Annotated in this window: 18 protein-coding genes; 7 read left to right on the top strand and 11 right to left on the bottom strand. The window is 68.4% G+C overall.

The annotated features are described in order from the left end of the window. Positions 1 to 54: 54 nt before the first annotated feature. Positions 55 to 474, bottom strand: coding sequence for a hypothetical protein (locus tag ASE90_RS04195; protein WP_055996296.1), 420 nt, complete (start codon positions 472 to 474; stop codon positions 55 to 57). A gap of 68 nt (positions 475 to 542) precedes the next feature. Between ASE90_RS04195 and ASE90_RS04200 the strand changes: the two genes are divergently transcribed. Continuing rightward, positions 543 to 2,498: an energy transducer TonB gene (locus ASE90_RS04200; protein ID WP_055996299.1), complete on the top strand. Its 1,956-nt coding sequence runs from the start codon at positions 543 to 545 to the stop codon at positions 2,496 to 2,498. Here ASE90_RS04200 and ASE90_RS04205 read toward each other — a convergent pair. Both ASE90_RS04205 and ASE90_RS04210 read right to left on the bottom strand, forming a co-directional pair. Further along, positions 2,461 to 3,825, bottom strand: a complete 1,365-nt coding sequence (locus tag ASE90_RS04205) for a sensor histidine kinase (RefSeq protein WP_235531643.1) — start codon at positions 3,823 to 3,825, stop codon at positions 2,461 to 2,463. The two genes, ASE90_RS04200 and ASE90_RS04205, sit on opposite strands and share 38 nt — an antisense overlap. Beyond that, positions 3,822 to 4,487: a response regulator transcription factor gene (locus ASE90_RS04210; protein ID WP_055996302.1), complete on the bottom strand. Its 666-nt coding sequence runs from the start codon at positions 4,485 to 4,487 to the stop codon at positions 3,822 to 3,824. The genes ASE90_RS04205 and ASE90_RS04210 overlap by 4 nt, the downstream gene beginning before the upstream one ends. A gap of 236 nt (positions 4,488 to 4,723) precedes the next feature. On the opposite strand from ASE90_RS04210, the gene ASE90_RS04215 reads away from it, so the two are divergent. Both ASE90_RS04215 and ASE90_RS04220 read left to right on the top strand, forming a co-directional pair. Further along, entirely contained in the window at positions 4,724 to 5,338 is a 615-nt protein-coding gene (locus ASE90_RS04215; RefSeq protein ID WP_055996305.1) for a hypothetical protein, read from the top strand. 715 nt (positions 5,339 to 6,053) lie between these two features. Further along, the gene (locus ASE90_RS04220) at positions 6,054 to 7,325 is read left to right on the top strand and encodes an Hsp70 family protein (RefSeq protein ID WP_055996308.1); all 1,272 of its coding nucleotides are present in this window, start codon (positions 6,054 to 6,056) and stop codon (positions 7,323 to 7,325) included. Between the two features lie 273 nt (positions 7,326 to 7,598). On the opposite strand, the gene treF is transcribed toward ASE90_RS04220, so the two are convergent. Together treF and ASE90_RS04230 are read right to left on the bottom strand one after the other, a co-directional pair. After that, positions 7,599 to 9,164 (bottom strand): alpha,alpha-trehalase TreF, encoded by a 1,566-nt coding sequence (treF, locus tag ASE90_RS04225; protein ID WP_055996311.1) that lies wholly within the window; start codon positions 9,162 to 9,164, stop codon positions 7,599 to 7,601. Position 9,165: 1 nt separating this feature from the next. Beyond that, positions 9,166 to 10,167, bottom strand: a complete 1,002-nt coding sequence (locus tag ASE90_RS04230; protein ID WP_055996314.1) for a fumarylacetoacetate hydrolase family protein — start codon at positions 10,165 to 10,167, stop codon at positions 9,166 to 9,168. Between the two features lie 136 nt (positions 10,168 to 10,303). Here ASE90_RS04230 and ASE90_RS04235 point away from each other — a divergent pair, with 136 nt between their 5' ends. Continuing rightward, positions 10,304 to 10,750: a hemerythrin domain-containing protein gene (locus ASE90_RS04235; protein ID WP_055996317.1), complete on the top strand. Its 447-nt coding sequence runs from the start codon at positions 10,304 to 10,306 to the stop codon at positions 10,748 to 10,750. A gap of 38 nt (positions 10,751 to 10,788) precedes the next feature. Beyond that, entirely contained in the window at positions 10,789 to 12,078 is a 1,290-nt protein-coding gene (locus tag ASE90_RS04240) for an adenylosuccinate synthase (protein WP_055996322.1), read from the top strand. 71 nt (positions 12,079 to 12,149) lie between these two features. Here ASE90_RS04240 and ASE90_RS04245 read toward each other — a convergent pair whose 3' ends face one another. The 6 genes from ASE90_RS04245 to ASE90_RS04270 form a co-directional block, all read right to left on the bottom strand. Beyond that, entirely contained in the window at positions 12,150 to 12,458 is a 309-nt protein-coding gene (locus tag ASE90_RS04245) for a hypothetical protein (protein ID WP_055996325.1), read from the bottom strand. Between the two features lie 128 nt (positions 12,459 to 12,586). Beyond that, complete coding sequence (gene aroC, locus ASE90_RS04250; protein ID WP_055996328.1) at positions 12,587 to 13,654, bottom strand: chorismate synthase; 1,068 nt, start codon at positions 13,652 to 13,654, stop codon at positions 12,587 to 12,589. Next, positions 13,651 to 14,166 carry a GNAT family N-acetyltransferase gene (locus ASE90_RS04255; protein WP_055996331.1) on the bottom strand — a complete coding sequence of 172 codons (516 nt, stop codon included), beginning with the start codon at positions 14,164 to 14,166 and terminating at the stop codon, positions 13,651 to 13,653. The genes aroC and ASE90_RS04255 overlap by 4 nt, the downstream gene beginning before the upstream one ends. Positions 14,167 to 14,171: 5 nt before the next feature. Continuing rightward, positions 14,172 to 14,975 (bottom strand): enoyl-ACP reductase FabI, encoded by an 804-nt coding sequence (gene fabI / locus ASE90_RS04260; RefSeq protein ID WP_055996334.1) that lies wholly within the window; start codon positions 14,973 to 14,975, stop codon positions 14,172 to 14,174. Beyond that, on the bottom strand, positions 14,972 to 15,913 hold the full coding sequence (locus tag ASE90_RS04265; RefSeq protein ID WP_055996337.1) for a YihY/virulence factor BrkB family protein: 942 nt from the start codon (positions 15,911 to 15,913) through the stop codon (positions 14,972 to 14,974). The genes fabI and ASE90_RS04265 overlap by 4 nt, the downstream gene beginning before the upstream one ends. 30 nt (positions 15,914 to 15,943) lie before the next feature. Then, positions 15,944 to 16,891: a DnaJ C-terminal domain-containing protein gene (locus ASE90_RS04270; RefSeq protein WP_055996340.1), complete on the bottom strand. Its 948-nt coding sequence runs from the start codon at positions 16,889 to 16,891 to the stop codon at positions 15,944 to 15,946. Between the two features lie 157 nt (positions 16,892 to 17,048). Here ASE90_RS04270 and ASE90_RS04275 point away from each other — a divergent pair, with 157 nt between their 5' ends. Together ASE90_RS04275 and ASE90_RS04280 are read left to right on the top strand one after the other, a co-directional pair. Then, a complete protein-coding gene (locus tag ASE90_RS04275) occupies positions 17,049 to 17,729 on the top strand; it encodes a DUF4197 domain-containing protein (protein WP_082449388.1) in 681 nt (226 codons plus the stop codon). A gap of 38 nt (positions 17,730 to 17,767) precedes the next feature. Continuing rightward, positions 17,768 to 19,267, top strand: a complete 1,500-nt coding sequence (locus tag ASE90_RS04280; RefSeq protein ID WP_055996343.1) for a flavin-containing monooxygenase — start codon at positions 17,768 to 17,770, stop codon at positions 19,265 to 19,267. The last annotated feature ends 80 nt before the right edge of the window (positions 19,268 to 19,347 follow it).

A 19,347-nucleotide genomic window follows, 5' to 3' on the forward strand; every position in this document is an offset into this window, starting at 1 on the left:
CCGGCCGTACCCCCCCCCGCCCACACGGCAACGACGAAGGGGTCGCCGACGTCCCTACCCCTCGCATTCCACGCGCATCTCCCGCGCACTCGCCGCCGTCATCCCGCCGCGATGCATCGCGCACGCCCGCCCGTCGCCGCCGATCGCGACGCTGAACGGCAACCCCGCCGTCTTCGCCAGCAAATCGCCGCGCAATTCGGCCAGCCGCTCCATGTCGGGCCGCCACAACTGCTCAGCGGGCACCACGCGCAGCATCGCGTCGGTCACGCGCCCGCGATCGATCGGCACCACCAGCACGCGGTACGCCCCCGCACCGGCCGCGATCGCCGGCAACTGCCGCAACTCGCCGTGGCACGGCGCACACCATGAGGCGACGAACAGCAGGATCGATCGCGGGGGATAGCGCGCCGGTTCGGCCGGAGCGGCTCCGGTCAGCAGCAGCGCGCCGGCGATCAAGGTCCGATATCGTCGCATTCGTCCATCCCGCCCATCGACGCTGTCACATTGGCGTGCTTTGTTGCCGGGGGACAAGGGGATGACGAATGATCGACGCGATTTTGCACGGGCTGATGGCAGTGGCACAGGCAACCGCGCCCGCACCCGCCGCGCCGGCCAAACCGGCGACGCTGCAGGCACAGTTCGATGCCGCCAACGCCGCCTATGAAGCCCGCCAGTGCAGCGACGCGATCAAGCTGTACGACGCGATCGAGGCACGCACCGCCGGGTCGAAGAACGCCCTGCTGGTCGGCGCGGTGAAGGTGCGCAAGGGCATCTGCGTCACCCGCAGCGGCGATGCGCAGGGCGGCGCGGCGCTCATTCGGCAGGGCCTGCCCGCCCTGACGAAGAACGGCGCCGAATTCACCGCCGACCTGCGCGACGCCCATCTGGCGCTCGGCACCGCCGCGTTCGATGCGTTCGACTATGACGCGGCGGCAGCGTCGTACCGCGACGCGCTGGCGCTCGCGACCGGGATCGATCGGGTCGCCCCGCTGCTCGCACTGACGCGGACGCTCGCCTTCGACCGCGATGGCAAGGCGCTGGCCTATGCGCAGGAAGCGCGCGACCTCGCGACCAAAACGCCCGGCATCGGCAAGGACGTGCTGGCGCTGATTCAGACCCGCTACGCCCGCGTTCTGCTGAACGAAGGCAAGAAGGCGGAAGCCTATACCGTCCTCAAGGACTCGCTGCGCAAGCAGGGCGGCCTCGACCAGCGGGTGAGTTCCTCCGAAGTCGCCACCCGCGCCGACCTCGCGCTGGCGGCGCTGCTCAACGGCGACCGGCAACAGGCGCAGACGTACATGGCCTATACCGGTGCTGGCCGGATGAAGGACGACGCGTTCTCCACCGCGATCGAGATGAAGCCTGCGTCGTGCGGTGCAGCGACCGGCCTGAAGCCCGACGATTTTGCCGTCGTCGAATTTTCGGTCAGCGACACCGGCACCGTCGAAGCCGTCAACCCCATCTACACCACCGGCGGGCGCGACGTCGCGCTGGCCTTTGCCCGCGCCGTATCCGACTGGTCATGGTCGCCGACCGAAGCGGTGAAGATCCCGGCCTTCTTCCGCAGGGCCACCCGTATCGAACTGCGCTGCTCGACGGCGGTTGAGCGCCCCTCGATCGGTGAACCGCTGAACGAAGCCTTTGCCGACTGGATGCGCGCGCAGGGAACGACGAACGACTGGTGGGAACAGAACCGGGCGCGCGCGCTGCCACTGGTCCGGGCCGACGCGACCCGCGCCCGCGCAGCGAACGACCGCTCCGCGCTGCTGGCGGCCGATGCCTGGCTGGCGCAATCGGCGCTCGCACCCGAAGCGGAACGCAGGGCTGCCGCCGTCGAAGCCATCGCACTCGCCACCACGATGCGGGCGCCTGCACCCGTCATGACCTATCTCATGCTGGCGCAGAACGACACGCCCTATGACGCCTTCCCACGCAAACTGATCGCGCTGCTGAACCGGCCGGAAATCAACCGCGACCCGCTGTCCGCCGCGACAATCCGGATGATGCTGGCGACGCATGCCTATCCCCCCACGCCGAAGGAGGATGTCGAGCGTCTGCTCGCCGCGGTCGTCGCCTCGCCGCTGCCCGAAAATCATCCGCTCAAGGTGGCGGCGCTGCTGCGGCAGGCCGATCTGCTGGCGCAACGGGGGGAGGTGGCACAGGCCAAGGCCAGTTTCGATCGTACCGGCCTGACCAGCGATCAATGCGCGTTGATCGCACCGACCCCGATGATCCAGCGCAACGGCGCGACCAGCAGCCTCTACCCGACCGAAGCGGTGCAGATGGGGTTCCAGGGTTGGGCGCAGGTCGAATTCGACATCGCCGCCGACGGGCGCACCATGACCCAGCGCACCATCGCCGCCTATCCGCCGTTCGTGTTCGGCGATGCCGCGCAGAAGATGGTCGGCGCGACGCGCTATCGCAGCAGCTTCCGCCCCGAAGGCAACACCGCCTGTTCGGCTAATATCCAGCGATTCCGGTTCCAGCTTCCCGGCTGAGCGGAAGCGTGACGGTGGCGACCAGCCCGCCGCCGTCCGCTTCCCCCAGCGTCAGACGCCCGCCATAGAGCGCCGCCAGATCGCGGACGATGGCAAGGCCGAAGCCATGGCCGTCGCCGCGTTCGTCCAGCCGAACGCCGGGATCGGTCGCCCGCACCCGGTCGGCGGCAGCGATGCCGGGGCCGTCGTCGCTGACGGTCAGCACCGCCATGCCCCCCTTGACCGCCGCCGACAGCTGCACGCTCGACCGGGCATGGCGCGCGGCGTTGTCGATCAAATTTCCGACCAGTTCGTCCAGATCGGCCGCATCGACCGCCACCGACACCTCCGGCACGTCCGTGCCTACGGTCAGCCCCCGATCCCGGTGCAGCGCCGCCACCACCGCCGCCAGCCCCTCGACCGCGGGTTGCAGCGCGGTCGCCGCGCGCCGGTCGACCGTCCCGCCGCGCGCGCGGGCCAGATGGTGCCGGATCGTCGCATCGATCCGCGCCACCTGACCGCCAAGCGGGTCATCGCCCAGCTCGATCGCCAGCGTCGCCACCGGTGTCTTCAGCGCATGGGCAAGGTTCGCCGCCGACGCCCGCGCGGTCACCAGCGCCGCCGCATTGTCGCGGACCAGCGCGTTCAGCTCGGTCGCCAGCGGGCGCAATTCGTCGGGCTGATCCTCGGGCACATCCGCCGCCGCCCCGCCGCGCACCGCCGCCACCCGGTCGCGCAGCGCCCGCAGCGGTCGCAACCCCAGCCGCAACTGCACCAGGGTCGCCACCGCCAGCACCACCGCCACGATCGCCAGCGTCAGCAGCAACGGCAGCATCGCGCCGCGCAACGGCTGGTCGATCTGACGGCGCGGCACCGCCACCGCCACGCGCCCGCCATCGCCGGGCAGGTCGAGCATCAGCCCATGCACGCGCGTCGCATCGGGCAGGATCAGGTCGAACGGCGCACCAAATCCCGGCCCCCGCCCCGGCGGCGGTCCGCGATCCGGCCGGCCGGGCGGCCCGCGTCCCGGCACCGCGTCCAGCGCCGGCAGGCCGACACCCACCGTGCCGCCCGGCGTATCGATCCGCCACACCGCATCCGCCCCGATCGCCGTCGCCAGTCCCGACCGGTCGAGCAGCGCCCGATCGATCGTCCCGTCCTCGCGCACCACCGCGCGCAACAACCGCAACCGGTCGCCCAGCCGCGCGTCGATATTGCGCGTCACGAAATGGTCGAGCACCCCGCCGATCGCGAACCCCGCCACCGGCAGCGCGACCAGCGTCGTCGCCACCGACAGCGCCAGCATCCGGCCATGGATCGAACGCGGGATCGCCCGGGCCAGCCTCACGCCGCCCCCGCCGTCAGCCGGTATCCCCGCCCCCGCACCGTCTCGATCAGCGGCGCGCCGATCTTCTTGCGCAGCCGCCCGATAATGACCTCGAGGCTGTTCGAGTCGACATCGGCATCGCCCTCATAGACCCGCTCCATCAAATCCAGCCGCTCGATCACCGCTTCCTTCGCCAGCATCAACGCCGCCAGCACCCGATATTCGAGCGCGGTCAGCTTGATCGGCAGCCCGTCCAGCTCGAACACCCCGGTCTGCGTCTCATAGGCCAGCGGACCGCAGGTCACCCGCGTCGCGCCATGCCCCGCCGCCCGCCGCACCAGCGCGCGCAGCCGCATCATCAATTCCTCGACCCGGAACGGCTTGGTCAGGAAGTCATCGGCCCCCGCCTTGAACCCGGCGACCTTGTCCGACCATCCGTCGCGCGCGGTCAGGATCAGCACCGGCAGGTCGCGGCCACCCTCGCGCCATCCTTTCAGCACCGCCGTCCCCTCGCGATCGGGCAGCCCCAGATCGAGCACCGCCACGTCATAGCGTTCGGTATCGCCCAGATGCTGCGCGTCGATCCCGCTCGCCACCAGATCGACCGCGCAATGTTCCGCACGCAACGCCCGCGCGATGGCAGGCCCCAGATCGGGATCGTCCTCGACAAGCAGAATACGCATGATCGTCCCACTTTCCTTCCCGGCCACACCCGTTCCTGCTGAGCAGGGGCCGAGCGACGTCGAACACTCGCATCGAAGCATTTGGCGCGAAATCCTTCGACAGGCCCGACGACACTGGCAAGAACCGTACCGCCAATGCCGACCGCCCTTAAACCGAAACTGAACCGCGGGGTTCAGCGTGGCGAGGGGGCGAATCGCTAGAACGGCTTCATCGAACAACGAATGGAGCGAAACACATGGCTAAATTTTCTCTCGGTGGTCCGGGCAAGCTGGGTCTGGGCGTGGCGATCGGCCTTGCCATCGGCGCGGCGGGCGGGGCGAGCGCGGTGTCGCTGACCCGGCCGGCGGTCGAAATGGCCCCGACCATCGCCACCCCGGTCGCCAAGCTCGCCAGCGGTAACGGCGTCGTCACGGTCAAGGGCCGCGTCGCCGAAGTCTTCGGCGACCGCTTCGTGGTACAGGACGGCACTGGCCGGACGATGGTCGACGCCGGGCGCGACGCCTCGGTGACCAAGGGCGCACCGGTGCAGGTGCAGGGCCGCTACGACGACGGCCAGCTCCGCGCCTCCTATCTGGTCGACGCGAATGGCAAGGTCACCCCGGTCGGCCCACCGCCGCCGCGTCCCGGCCACGGCCCGAAGCATGGCCCCGAGGGCGCACGCGGTCCCGGTGGTCCGGGTGGCCCCGGCGCACCCTGTGCCCCCGGCGCAATGCCACCGCCCGCCGACGGCAGCGCTCCCCCGCCGCCACCAGCCAACGGCCAGCTTCCGCCCCCGCCCACCGGCGCGGCACCGGCCGGAGCCCCGCTCGCCGCAGCCCCCGCCCCGGCCCGGACGGGAGCGACCCGCTAAGCGTCAAGCGACTTACCTGTCACCCCGGGCTTGATCGAGACGTCTGCGAAAGCCGCCAGCTGAGCCAAAAACTCTCCGTACCCCCGCGCAGGCGGGGGTCCAGAGCCAGGCAGAACAACGGCTTGCGCTCGGGACCCTGGACCCCCGCCTGCGCGGGGGTACGGCAGGGGGCAGGAATCGATACTTTCGCAGAGGTCTGGGTTTGATCCGCGGTCCCGCTTCTTCGGCCCCTGCCCGAAGAACAAGCGGGACCCCCGTTCAGGTCGAGAACACCGCGAGCGTCCCCCCCCAACCGTACCCCGTCGAAGGCCGGGGCCCAGTTGGGTGGAGGTTGGCAACCTACCGAAACGTCTTCCCAACTGGACCCCGGCCTCCGCCGGGGTATGGCTAATCCTTCACGGCTATCAGCCTGCCCAAGAGGCCCATGACCCAAGCGGGATCGATATTGAGTTCGCCGGGTGCAGGAATAGCGCTCCATCTCTTTCGTCACTCCCGCGCAGGCGGGAGTCCCTATACGCCAGCGTCGCGGGTCCAGCCAAACCCCCGGCGTCCATCGATTCCCGCCTGCGCGGGAATGACGAAATTCCGTGGGTATCGCCGAAGGTCGATCGGTCCTGGTCCGTGGTGACGGTGCGAGAGGCGCGACGCCCAACACCCCCCGAGACAAACCCACGCAACCGGTGTACGGCGGCCCGCCGCTGCCCGGAGCTTCCCCATGTCCCTCGGCCTAGATTTCGGCACGACCAATTCCGTCCTCGCCCGCGCGACGGCCGACGATGCGCAGTTGGTCCCGCTCGACGGTCCCGACGGTGCCGATCCGGTCTTCCGCTCGGCGCTGTGCTTCTGGCAGGACGACGTTCCCGGCGGCATCGCGGTGGAGGCCGGTCCGTGGGCGATCGACGAATATCTCCATTTTCCGGAAGGTTGCCGCTTCCTGCAATCGTTCAAATCGGTCGCAGCCAGCCCCAGCTTCGACACCGCACCGATCTTCACCAAACGCTACCGGTTCGAGGATCTCGGCCGCGCCTTTCTCGACCGGCTGGCGGCCCGCGCGCAGGGTGCCCTCACCAACGCGAAGCGGATCGTCGTCGGCCGCCCGATCACCTATGCCGGCCACCGCCCCGACGAAGCGCTCGCCCGTCAGCGCTACGACGCGATGTTCGCCGCGCTGGGTGCCGAAATCCTCTATGTCTACGAACCGCTCGGGGCCGCGTTCAGCCATGCCGCGACCTTGCGCGAAGCCGCCACCATCCTCGTCGCCGATTTCGGCGGCGGCACCAGCGACTTTTCGGTGGTCCGCCTCGAAGCGCCCGGTGCCGACCGTCGCGCCCAACCGCTCGGCCATGCCGGGATCGGCATCGCCGGCGACCAGTTCGACCGCCGCATCCTCGACAAACTCGTCCTGCCGCTGCTCGGCAAGGGCGGCACCTATCGCTCGTTCGACAAGGTGCTGGAAATCCCGGCGGGCCATTTCACCGACTTCACCGACTGGTCGCGCCTCGCGCTGATGCGCAACCGCAAGACCATGGCCGAACTCGACAAATTGCGCCGCGCCGCGACCGACCCCGACGCGATCGAACGGATGATCGCGGTGATCGAGGGCGAACAGGGCTATCCCCTCTACGACGCGGTCGGACAGGTGAAGCGCGCCTTGTCGAAGGGCGACGCCGCCACTTTCACCTTCGCAGGGGGCGGCATCGCGATCGAGGCGGAGGTTACCCGCGACCAGTTCGAGCACTGGATCGCCGACGACCTCGCCCGCATCATGGCGACCGTCGACCGCGCGCTCGACGCCGCCGGGTTGGCAGCCAGCGCGATCGACCGCGTGTTCCTGACCGGCGGCACCTCGCTCACCCCCGCCATCCGCCGCGCCTTCGCCGACCGGTTCGGGCAGGACCGGCTGGCGTCGGGCAACGAACTGACCTCGGTCGCCCACGGCCTCGCGCTGATCGGCCAGCAGGACGACGCCGCGGCGTGGACGGCGTGACGCTTTCCTACAACCGCGACGAATGTCATTCCCACGCCGTTCTTTGACAGGTCTGCCCGCCAACCACGTCATCCCGGCGAAGGCTGGGATCTCCCGGTGACAGCACGCCACCATCGCCGCGAGAGGCTTCAACCTGCACCGCAGCGACGAATTGCAGCGACCGTGTCAACTTCCGCACAGCCAACGCCGCATCGTCACCTTAAAAGCCGTTCCAGATGAACGACCTACTAACACCACCCGCCTGCTACAAACCCTGACACACTGTCAACTTCGTCAACTTCCGCGCGCCCGCACCATCAGCGCCCGCGTGACCCCATTGGTCCACCCGAAGCCGTCCTGCAGCGGATATTCGCCGCCCCCGCCCGGCCGGACCTCCTCGACGTCATATTTCTCGACCAGCTTGCCCGACGCCGCATATTCGCGCGCGACGCTCGCCAGAAACCGCTGCGAAATCGTGTCCGCCAATGGCTTGTGGCCGGTACGGTCCAGCCCGCTGACCGCGATCCATTGCAGCGGGGCCCAGCCATTGGGCTTGTCCCATTGCTGTCCGGTATCGACCAGCGTCGATCGCAGCCCGCCCGGTGCGAGCAACTGTCGCTCGATGGTCGCCGCCACCCGGTCGGCGCGCGCGCCCGTCGTCAACCCGACGAACAGCGGATAGGCGGTTGCCGCCGTCACCCCGCCGCGAAGCTGCCGGCGCTTGACGTCGTAATCGCCATAGCGCCCGCCGGCCTCGCTCCACAGCCAGCGCTCGATCGCCGCCCCGCGCTTCGCCGCCCGGTCGGCAAAGTCCCGCGCCGTCGCCGCGTCGCCGGTCTTGGCCGCACCATCGGCGATCGCCCGCTCCATGCCCCACAGCAAGCTGTTGAGATCGGCCGGCAGGATGTTGGTCGTGTCGATCGTCGTCAGCGTGGTGCCATCGGCCAGCCAGCGTGACGAAAAATCCCAACCGCTCTCCGCCCCGGCCCGCAGCTCACGATACACTTCCGCCACCGGTCGGCCGCTGGCCTTTGCGGTTTCGACATCCTCGCGCCACGATTCGTCCCGTGGCGTGGTCCGCGCATCCCAATAATGTTGCAGCACCGCGCCGTCGGGCAGCGTCACCGACCGCTCGGTTGCGGTGAAGAACGCATGTTCGCGCTTCAGCGCCGCCACCCGCCGCGCCAGCACCGCCGGGTCGGTTTCCTTCGACAGCCCCATCATCAGGTACAGGAACGGCGGCTGCGACCGGCTGAGATAATAGCTGCGCGTGCCGTTGGGCACATGGCCGTACCGCTCGACCAGATCGGTGAACGCCGCGACCATCGATTCGATCAGGTCCTGCCGGTTGTCGGCGGCAAGGCTCAGCATCGTGAAATAGCTGTCCCAGTAATACATTTCCCGGAACCGCCCGCCGGGCACGACGAACCGGTCGGCCACTGCCAGCGCACTCGATCCCGGCGGCGGTGCCACCGGATCGCGAGTCAGATGCGGCCACAGACCGGCGATATGCCGCTCGATCGGCAGGCGCGGGCCGTGATCGGACTCGGGAACCGGCAGCAGCCCGGGCACGTCGAAATTGGCCAGGACGAACGCCTTGAGCGCCGCATCGTCCCGGAAGTCGCCGCGCCGGAAATCGGCAAGGATCGCGGCATCGGCGCGCTTGGGCACCGCATCGACGAAGGTCTTGCCGTCGGGAAAGATGCGCCGCATCTGCACCGCCTCGAACAACGGCCCGAACCGGTCGGCCGGGGTCGCCAGCCCCGCCGCCGGGGCCGTGACGGCGACCGGCGGCGCCGGACCGGACGCAGCGCATCCGGCCAGCAGGAACGGCGTCAACAGACGATACCGGCGCAGCATCTCACGCCACCGTCTGCTCGATCACGCCGAAGATCGGGTGATGCCGATCGTCCTCGGCCCAGATGCGGACGGTGTCGCCGGCCTTCAGGAACGGCGTCTCCGCCTTGCCGCCGTGGATCGTTTCGACCGTGCGGATCTCTGCCAGACACGAATATCCGACCCCGCCACCGGCTACCGGCTTGCCCGGTCCGCCATCCGCATCGCGGTTCGACACCGTGCCCGACCCGATGATGGTGCCGGCACCCAGCACCCGTGTCTTCGCGGCATGGGCGATCAGCGTGCCGAAATCGAACGTCATGTCCTCACCCGCGTCCGCCCGGCCGAACGGCTGCCCGTTCAGATCGACGTTCAGCTTGCGGTGCAGCTTTCCCTCGTTCCACCATTCGCCCAGCGCATCGGGGGTGACGAACACCGGCGAAAAGGCGGAAGCCGGCTTCGACTGGAAAAATCCGAACCCCTTGGCCAGTTCTTGCGGGATCAGCCCGCGCAACGACACATCGTTGGTCAGCCCGACCAGCCGCACCGCCGCCAGTGCCTCGTCGCGCGACGCGCCCATGGCGACGTCGCCGGTGACCACCACCACCTCGCCCTCGAAATCCAGACCCCAGCCATCGTCGCCCGCCGGGATCGGGTCGCGGGGGCCGAGGAAGCCGTCCGACCCGCCCTGATACATCAGCGGGTCGCGCCAGAAGCTGTCGGGCATCTCCGCCCCGCGCGCCTGCCGCACCAGCGCGACATGGTTCACATAGGCCGATCCGTCCGCCCACTGATACGCCCGCGGCAGCGGCGATGCGGCCTCGCGCTCGTGGAACCGGTCCTTGGGGATCACGTCATGGTCGAGATCGGTGGCAAGGTTGCGCAGATCGCCCTCGACCCGGTCCCAATCGTCCAGCGCCGCCTGCAACGTCGGCACGATCGCGCTCGCATCGGCATACCAGGCAAGGTCGCTCGACACGACGACCAGCCGACCGTCCCGGCCGTGCTTGAGGCTGGCGAGTTTCATGGATGCGCTCTCCTGATCGTTGTTTTTGTGTCCCGGTTCTGCGCGCCCGCACCAGCGATGTCGAGGGCCGGGCCGCACCGATTCTTAACCAGTTGGGCATATCGAAAACCGATCGCCCATTCGCAGGACCGCCGCCATGCTCCGTGCCGAAGATTTGATCCTCGAACATCTGCAACTGGCGTCGGTGGCGACCGATCTTCTGCGCCATGCCGAGGCGCGACCGATCGATCCGGCACCGATCGCGACGACGCGCTGGTCGCTCAGCCGGCAGCTGTTCGCCCATCTCGCGACCGAGGACCGCGTACTCTACCCCATGCTCCGTCGCAGCGCCGACCGAAAAACGGCGGAACTGGCCGACCGGTTCGCCACCGAACTCGGTGGCCTCGCCGACACGTTCAGGGGCTATATGCTCGACTGGACCGCCGAACGCATTCAGCGCGATCCCGACGGCTTCGAACGCGACACCCGCACGCTGTATGCCCGGCTCGGCGAACGCATCCGGCGCGAGGAAGCCGAACTCTATCGTCACATTCCTGACACGCGATCCGTCGCCAAGGTGGACGTAGCCGCGCGAGGGGCCTAGTGCAGCGCCGATACCGACAGGCATGAGGGTTTCAGGACGTGGCGAACGTAGCGGTGATCGGCGCCCAATGGGGTGACGAGGGCAAGGGAAAGATCGTCGACTGGCTGGCGGAGCGCGCCGACATGGTCGTGCGGTTTCAGGGCGGCCATAACGCCGGCCACACGCTGGTCGTCGGCGGCACCGTCTATAAATTGTCGCTGCTCCCCTCTGGCATCGTCCGCGGCACCCCGTCGATCGTCGGCAACGGCGTCGTCCTCGATCCGTGGGCGCTGAAGGCCGAAATCGAACGCCTGCGCGAACAGGGCGTCTCGGTCACGCCCGACACGCTGATGATCGCCGAGACGTGCACGCTGATCCTGCCCTTCCACCGCGACCTCGACGGCCTGCGCGAGGATGCGAGCGGGGCCGGCAAGATCGGCACCACCCGTCGCGGTATCGGCCCCGCCTATGAGGACAAGGTCGGCCGCCGCGCGATCCGCGTCTGCGATCTCGCCCATCTCGACGATCTCGAAGCGCAGCTCGACCGCCTGACCGCGCATCACGACGCGCTGCGCGCCGGCTTCGGCGAGCCTCCGGTCGACCGGGCACGGCTGATCGCCGAACTGCGCGAGATCGCCGATTTCGTCCTGCCCTATGCCGAGCCGGTCTGGCGGATGCTGGCGCAGGCCAAGGCGACCGGCAAGCGCATCCTGTTCGAAGGGGCGCAGGGCGTGCTGCTCGATATCGACCACGGCACCTATCCGTTCGTCACCTCGTCCAACACCATCGCCGGCACCGCCGCCGGCGGTTCGGGCATGGGGCCGGGCGCGGTCGGCTTCGTGCTGGGCATCGCCAAAGCCTATACCACCCGGGTCGGCTCCGGGCCGTTCCCGACCGAACTCGAGAACGAAACCGGCGAGCGCCTCGGCGTGCGCGGGCATGAATTCGGCACCGTGACCGGCCGCAAGCGTCGTTGCGGCTGGTTCGACAGCGTGCTGGTGCGACAGGCGGCGGCGGTCGGCGGCATCACCGGCATCGCGCTGACCAAGATCGACGTCCTCGACGGGTTCGAGGAAGTGGCGATCTGCACCGGCTATCGGCTGGGCGATCAGGTGCTCGACTATTTCCCGCCGCACGCCGCCGATCAGGCGAAGGTGGAGCCGGTCTACGAAACCATGCCCGGCTGGTCGGAATCGACCGCCGGCGCTCGCAGTTGGGCCGAACTGCCGGCACAGGCGATCAAATATATCCGCCGCATCGAAGAGTTGATCCAGTGCCCGGTGACGCTGGTATCGACCAGCCCGGAACGCGACGACACGATACTCGTGCGCGATCCTTTCGCCGACTGATCGCCCCTCGACGGCACACGGCAAAAGGCCCGCCCGGATCGCTCCGGACGGGCTTTTTTTGCGGCTGGCTGTTACCGCGGCGTGCCGGTCGTTCCGGCGGGCGGCGTCGTGGTCGGCGCATCGCCCGTCGTGGTCGGCGGGGTCGTGTCGTCGGTCGTCGTCGTGTCGCCCGTCGTCGATTCGCCGGGTCGGGCCGGACTTTCGGGGACCGGGTTGGTCGGGCCGGTCGTCTGCGGCAACGGCTGGGTCGGACGGGCCGGATCGACCGGACCGGGGGTACTGTTCGGTGAAGTCGGCTGGTTCCGGGTGGTCGGTACCTGCGCGATTGCGGTGGTCGCGCCGCTGAGGATCAGCAGGCTCGCGAAAATGGTCTTGCGCATCGAGTGTCTCCTTGCATCAAGCAGGGGACTCAAGTCGCGAACGGCCCGAAGGGTCCGTCCGCTTCACTCAACCCATCGTAAAATATGGTCATTCCTGCGCCGGACCGTGGCTCACCGGCGGCCGGCCATCACCCGATCTGCCCGCGGTGCCGTAGTTTCTGATCGGCCAGCACCAGTGCGACCATCGCCTCGACCACCGGTACGCCGCGAATGCCGACGCAGGGATCATGCCGCCCCTTGGTCGCGATCGTCGTCGCCTGCCCATCGGGCCCGATCGTCTCGACAGGCGTCAGGATCGAACTGGTCGGCTTGAACGCGACCCGCAACGTCACCGGCTGGCCAGTCGAGATGCCGCCAGCGATGCCACCGGCATGGTTGGCAAGGAACGACGGCCCACCTTCACCCGGCCGCATCGGATCGGCATTGGCCTCGCCCGACAGCGCCGCCGCCGCGAAGCCGTCGCCGATCTCCACGCCCTTGACCGCATTGATCGACATGGCCGCGCTCGCCAGTTCGGCATCCAGCTTGGCGTAGAGCGGCGCGCCCCAGCCCGCCGGCACGCCCTCGGCACGACAGGCGACGACCGCGCCCAGCGACGATCCGGCCTTGCGCGCACCGTCGACCAGCGCCTCCCAGCGCAACGCCGCCGCCGCATCGGGGCAGAAGAACGGGTTGCGACCGATTTCTGACACATCGAAGTTCGCCGGGTCGATCGCATCGCCGCCGATCGATTCGACCCATGCGGTGATGGTCACGTCGGGGATGACCAACCGCGCCACCGCGCCCGCCGCGACCCGCGCCGCCGTCTCGCGCGCCGACGACCGCCCGCCGCCGCGATAGTCGCGAAAGCCGTATTTGGAGTCATAGGCATAATCGGCATGGCCGGGGCGATACGCCTTGGCGACGTCCGAATAATCCTTCGACCGCTGGTCGACATTCTCGATCATCAGGCTGATCGGCGTCCCCGTCGTCCGGCCCTCGAACACGCCCGACAGGATCCGCACCGCATCCGGCTCGCGCCGCTGGGTGGTGAACCGGCTGGTCCCGGGCCGCCGTGCGTCGAGGAACGGCTGGATATCGGCTTCGCTCAGCGACAATCCCGGCGGGCAGCCGTCGACGACCGCTCCCAGCGCCGGACCATGACTCTCGCCCCACGTCGTGAAGCGGAACAGGTGGCCGAAACTATTGTGGCTCATGCGTCCTCCCCCAGCGCCGCAAAGGCGCGTGCATGGGCAGCCGTACCGGGCGTGTGGATGCACGGCCCGTCGTTCAGCCGGATGCCCATGAAATATTCCCCGGCATAGGGGCTGTCGAAGCCCGATGCCGTTATCGCCTCGAACCCGAACCGGCCATAATAGGCCGGATCGCCGAGCACGAACGCCAGTTCGACCCCGGCGCTGCGCAGATGGGCGATGGCGGCGACGACCAGCGCCTCGCCCACGCCCTGCCCCCGCGCGGTCTTCGCCACTGCCAGCGGCGCGATGGCGACGGCCGCAACTTCGCGCGTGTCGGCGGTCACCTGCATCCGGCTGGCGGCGATCATGCCGACCACCGCGTCGTCATCCTCGGCGACCAGCACCAGCACCAGATCACCTTCGATCGCCAGTTGCTGGACCAACCGCGCCTCCTGATCGCGCGGGAAACAGGTGCGCAGCAGCGCATCGACCACCGGTGCGTCGGCGCCGCTCGCCGCGCGGATGACGCTCATGACCGTCAGGCCAGCGCGATGTCGGGGGCGTCCTCGGCCTTCATGCCGATGACGTTGTAGCCGGCGTCGACATGATGAATTTCGCCGGTGACGCCGCTCGCCAGATCGCTCAACAGATACAGCCCCGCCCCGCCGACATCGTCGATCGTGACGTTGCGGCGCAGCGGCGAATTCAGCTCGTTCCACTTCAGGATATAGCGGAAATCGCCGATGCCGCTGGCGGCCAGCGTCTTGATCGGACCGGCCGAAATGGCGTTCACCCGGATATTCTCCGGGCCCATGTCCATCGCCAGATATTTGACCGACATGTCGAGCGCCGCCTTGGCCACGCCCATGACGTTGTAATGCGGCACGACCTTTTCCGACCCGTAATAGGTCAGCGTCAGCAGCGATCCGCCGTTCGGCATCAACGCCCGCGCACGCTTCGCGACGGCGGTGAACGAATAGACGCTGATGTTCATCGTCATCAGGAAATTGTCGAGGCTGGTGTCGTAATAATGCCCGCGCAGTTCGTTCTTGTCCGAAAAGCCGATAGCGTGGACGACGAAATCGATCGTCGGCCAGCGCGCGGCGATGGTGTCGAACGCCGTGTCGAGCGCGCCCATATCGGCCACGTCGCATTCGATCAGGAAGTCGGAACCCAGTTCGCCCGCCAGCGGACGGACGCGCCGCTCCAGCGCCTCGCCCTGATAGGTGAAGGCCAGTTCGGCTCCTTGCGCGGCCAGCTGCTTGGCGATGCCCCAGGCCAGCGACCGATCATTGGCGAGTCCCATGATGACCCCGCGCTTGCCCTGCATCAAACCGTTCACGCGACTTTCCCTTTTTCGTCTGTAGCCGCACCCTCTAGCGCAGGGTCGGGCGTTTCCGCCAGCGCCGCGTTCAATTCGCCGCCGATCACCACGCCAAGTCCCACGATGTAGAAGAAGAACAGCGCGATCATGACGCCGGCAAGGCTGCCATAGGTGCGGTCATATCCGCCCAGTGCGTCGATCGCCAGCGGCAGCAGCTGCGTGGTGCCGATCCATACGGTCGCCGTCGCCACCGCCCCCGGCCATTTCGGACAATTCGACGTCCGGTATTTCTTGGGGCTAAGCGAATAGAACAGCGTGTAGAGTGCCACGAACAGCGCCAGTGCCGGAAACAGCTTCGCGATCGACAGATAGGCCGCGTAGGGCTGCAGGAACGGCAGCACGCGGTAGATCAGCTGCTCGACGCCGACCAGCACGACTTGGAGGCTGAACGCGATCATCAGCATCAGCACCGATCCGACGATCAGTCCGATCGATCCCAGCCGATATTCCCAGAAGGGCCGCGAAAACGGGATGCCATAGGCCTGCCGCAGGATCGATCGCACCGTTTCGATGAAGCCGGTCGTCGTCCACAGACCGACCAGCGCGCCGAGCCACAGCAGCGATCCCGATCGTGCCTGCAACACGTCAAGGATCGGCTGTTCCAGCACCACCGCCACGTCGCGCGGCACGGTTTCGAGGAAGGCGGTGACCGCATGGATGCTGTCGCCGCTGCGCCCGACCGCGCGCGCGATCGCCGCGGCGACGATGAAGAACGGGAACAGCGTCAGCAGCGAAAGATAGGCGAGATTGCCGGCATGGGTGAAGCCGTCGTTGAACGTCCCGATCGCGACACGCTTCACCACCTCGATCGCCCGTGCCGAGGGGCGCAGGCGCGACAGGGCGGGTCGGCCCCGATGACGGCGGACCTCGGGACTTTCCGGGGACGGCTGATTCATGCAATGCGCTCCGGCCGGGTCAGGACCGCATCAAACGCCGAAGCGTGCGCGCGGGTCCGTCGTCCGCCCGTCCCAATCCTCGACGAACGCCGTCAGCGCGGCGTCGTCGGCGGGCAGATCGACCATCAGCGTCACCAACTGATCGCCCCGCGTCCCGTCCTTGCGGTGGAAACCGCGCCCTTTCAGCCGCAGCGTCTTGCCCGAGGTCGCGCCCTTGGGCACGCTCAGCATCACCGCGCCCTCGACGGTCGGCACGCGCACCTTCGCCCCCAGCACCGCCTCGGCCAGATTGATCGGCAGGTCGATGCGGATATCGTCGCCGTCGCGGGTATAGAAACGATGCGGCTCGACCTCGATGGTGACGATCGCGTCGCCCGGCCCGCCCGGCCCCGGATCGCCCTTGCCGCTCAGTCGCATCTGCGTGCCGCCATCGACCCCGGCGGGAAGTTTCAGGTCGATCGTCTTGCCATCGGCCAGCGTAATACGCTGCGGACTGAGCGTCGCCGCATCCTCGAACGGCACTTTCAGCTTGTAGGCGACGTTGCCGCCCTTGGGCTGCGGCCGCCTGCCGAACCCGCTGGCAAAGCCGCCACCGCCGGAGGCACCCGTCCGTCCGCCGAACAGCCCTTCGAAAATATCCGAAAAGTCGCCACCCTGCGCATCGCTGCCCATGTCGAAACCGCCGCGCCCGCCCGGCCCGGCGCGAAATCCGCCGGCCCCGCCGCCGCCCGCACCATAGCCGAACGGCGACGCCGGATTGCCGTCGCCATCGATCTCCCCCCGGTCGAAGCGCGCGCGCTTGTCCTTGTCGGTCAGCAGGTCATAGGCCTGCGTGACCTTCGAAAACCGGTCGGACGCGGCTTTATTGTCCTTGTTCCGGTCGGGGTGCAGCTCCTTGGCGAGCTTGCGATACGCTTTCTTGATATCCGTCTCGGTCGCGTCGCGCGCTACACCGAGCGTTGCATAGGGATCAGCCATGGTCCGGTAGCTAGGGCGCTACGCGGCGCTCGGCAATGGTCCAAACCCGCGAAACGGAAGCAAAACGACCCCCGGTTCAACGTCGGTTCACGCCGGTGGCGGCACCGGGAGCACCTGGCTGCGTTGGCAGCGCGATCTACCCCTGGAGAACCGGCCCATGATCCATGCCCCGATGTCCCGTCGCCGCATCCTCGGCGCGACCGCGCTGATGCTGCCGGTCGCCATCCTCGGCGGCTGCGCCACCCCGCTCGGCAGCTATGGCGTCGAGGCGGGCGTGCGGCGGCTGCTGACCCTGTCGAGCCAGCGCGCATTCGAACGGCTGATCCGCCCCGGCGGCTTTTACGACGATCAGCTGACGCGGCTGACGCTGCCGGAAACCGCCGGGCAGAACAACGTGCTGGCGGCGATGCTGCGGACCAATGCGGTGCGCTCGCGGGTCGCGCTGGCGCTGAACGATATCGCGGTCGACGCGGCCGATCGTGCGACGCCGGTGGTACTCGATTCGATCCGCGGCCTGACGCTGGCCGATGCGGTGGCGGTGCTGCGCGGCGGGCCGACCGCCGCCACCGACCTGCTCGCGCGATCGGCGCGGGGCGCGGTGATCGACGCGATGTTCCCCGAATTTTCGCGCGGCCTTCGCTCCGATACCGCCGAAATCCTGTCGGCGATCGTCGCGGCGCAGACCGGCATCGATTACGGCGCGCTGGCGCACAGCGCCGCCGATCAGGCCGGCAACGCAATCTTCCGCGCGATCGGCCGTGAGGAAGCGGCGATCCGGGCCGATCCGCGCCGGACCGGCGATCCGGTGCTGACCGCGCTGCTGCTCGGCACGCGCTGACGCTTGGCAAGGGCCGCGGGCGGGCGGATAAGCGCGCGATGACCGCGCCCGCCCCCACCCCGCCCGCCACCGAACTCGACGTCGTGATCGTCGGCGCCGGGCTGTCGGGCATCGATGCCGCCTATCACCTGCAAACGCGTTGCCCCGACGAGAGCTACGCGATCTTCGAGGCGCGGGGGGCGATCGGCGGGACATGGGACCTGTTCCGCTATCCGGGCGTGCGGTCGGATTCCGACATGCACACGCTGGGCTTTCCGTTCCGGCCATGGCGCGACCGCAAGACGATCGCCGCCGGCAACGATATCCGCGAGTATATCGAGGATACGGCGCGGATGTTCGGCATCGACCGGCATATCCGCTTCCACCACCGCATCGTCGCGGCGGACTGGTCGTCGGCGGATGCGCGCTGGACGCTGCGCTGTCAGGCGGAGGGCGGCGAGCATGTCGTCCGCTGCCGGTTCCTGTTCATGGGATCGGGCTATTACAACTATGCCGGCGGCTACGCTCCGCAGTTCGAGGGGCAGGAGACGTTCGCCGGACGGATCGTCCATCCGCAGCAATGGCCCGCCGATCTGACCGTCGCGGGCAAGCGGATCGCAGTGATCGGCAGCGGTGCCACGGCGGTAACGCTGGTGCCGGCGCTCGCCGAACAGGGCGCACAGGTGACCATGGTCCAGCGGTCGCCAAGCTATATCGTCGCGCATCCGTCGCAGGATGCGCTCGCCGACTTGCTGTATCGCTGGCTGCCAGTCGCGGCGGCGGGGCGGCTGGCGCGGTGGAAGAATGTCGCGATGGGGCTGGCCGCGTTCCAGTTTTCGCGGGCCTGGCCCAAGCAGATGCGCGCGTTCATCCTGAGGGGCACGCGCGCCGCGCTGCCACAGATGCGCGACGTCGACCGGCATTTTACCCCGAGCTACGACCCTTGGGACCAACGGCTGTGCCTCGTGCCCGATGCCGATCTGTTCAGGGTGCTGAACGACGGATCGGCGGCGATCGTCACCGACACCATCCGGCGCTTCACGCCCGAGGGGCTGGAACTGGGATCGGGCGAGCGGGTGGCGGCGGACGTGATCGTCACCGCGACGGGGCTGAGACTGCATCTGATGGGCGGGGTCGCGATCACGGTCGACGGCGTGCCGTTCGCGGCGCAGGACCAGATGATCTATCGCGGGATGATGGTGTCGGGCGTACCCAATCTGGTGTTCGCGATGGGCTATACCAACGCATCGTGGACGTTGAAGGTCGACCTCGTCTCGCGGCGCATGTGCCGGGTGCTCGACCATATGCGGCGGCGGGGCCATGACTATTGCGTGCCCGCCGCGCCGGGCGCGGGGATCGAGCGGCGACCGTTGCTCGACTTCAGTTCGGGCTATGTCCAGCGGGCGGAGGCGCGGTTGCCGGGACAGGGATCACGCAGTCCGTGGCGGTTGCGGCAGAATTATTTCCTCGATTACGCGGCGTTCCGGTTCGGGCGGCTGGACGACGGGGTGTTGCAGTTTCGGAAGGTGACGAAGGTTACACATACCGCACCCCGCTGACCCCATATTACTATTGCGAGTCGTTTGCATTTAACGCATGACTGTCCGGTCACACCATTGAAGACGGATCATGGCCCCTG

This window comes from Sphingomonas sp. Leaf67, from assembly GCF_001421965.1.
Classification (GTDB): Bacteria; Pseudomonadota; Alphaproteobacteria; order Sphingomonadales; family Sphingomonadaceae; genus Sphingomonas.

Excerpts from the sequence above, each read along its gene's own strand:
- ASE90_RS04270 (WP_055996340.1), bottom strand. The coding sequence starts at position 16,891 with ATGGCTGATCCCTATGCAACGCTCGGTGTAGCGCGCGACGCGACCGAG.
- ASE90_RS04245 (WP_055996325.1), bottom strand. The coding sequence starts at position 12,458 with ATGCGCAAGACCATTTTCGCGAGCCTGCTGATCCTCAGCGGCGCGACC.
- ASE90_RS04210 (WP_055996302.1), bottom strand. The coding sequence starts at position 4,487 with ATGCGTATTCTGCTTGTCGAGGACGATCCCGATCTGGGGCCTGCCATC.
- ASE90_RS04195 (WP_055996296.1), bottom strand. The coding sequence starts at position 474 with ATGCGACGATATCGGACCTTGATCGCCGGCGCGCTGCTGCTGACCGGA.
- ASE90_RS04200 (WP_055996299.1), top strand. The coding sequence starts at position 543 with ATGATCGACGCGATTTTGCACGGGCTGATGGCAGTGGCACAGGCAACC.
- ASE90_RS04275 (WP_082449388.1), top strand. The coding sequence starts at position 17,049 with ATGATCCATGCCCCGATGTCCCGTCGCCGCATCCTCGGCGCGACCGCG.
- ASE90_RS04255 (WP_055996331.1), bottom strand. The coding sequence starts at position 14,166 with ATGAGCGTCATCCGCGCGGCGAGCGGCGCCGACGCACCGGTGGTCGAT.
- ASE90_RS04230 (WP_055996314.1), bottom strand. The coding sequence starts at position 10,167 with ATGAAACTCGCCAGCCTCAAGCACGGCCGGGACGGTCGGCTGGTCGTC.
- ASE90_RS04220 (WP_055996308.1), top strand. The coding sequence starts at position 6,054 with ATGTCCCTCGGCCTAGATTTCGGCACGACCAATTCCGTCCTCGCCCGC.
- treF (WP_055996311.1), bottom strand. The coding sequence starts at position 9,164 with ATGCTGCGCCGGTATCGTCTGTTGACGCCGTTCCTGCTGGCCGGATGC.
- ASE90_RS04215 (WP_055996305.1), top strand. The coding sequence starts at position 4,724 with ATGGCTAAATTTTCTCTCGGTGGTCCGGGCAAGCTGGGTCTGGGCGTG.
- ASE90_RS04265 (WP_055996337.1), bottom strand. The coding sequence starts at position 15,913 with ATGAATCAGCCGTCCCCGGAAAGTCCCGAGGTCCGCCGTCATCGGGGC.
- aroC (WP_055996328.1), bottom strand. The coding sequence starts at position 13,654 with ATGAGCCACAATAGTTTCGGCCACCTGTTCCGCTTCACGACGTGGGGC.
- ASE90_RS04235 (WP_055996317.1), top strand. The coding sequence starts at position 10,304 with ATGCTCCGTGCCGAAGATTTGATCCTCGAACATCTGCAACTGGCGTCG.
- ASE90_RS04280 (WP_055996343.1), top strand. The coding sequence starts at position 17,768 with ATGACCGCGCCCGCCCCCACCCCGCCCGCCACCGAACTCGACGTCGTG.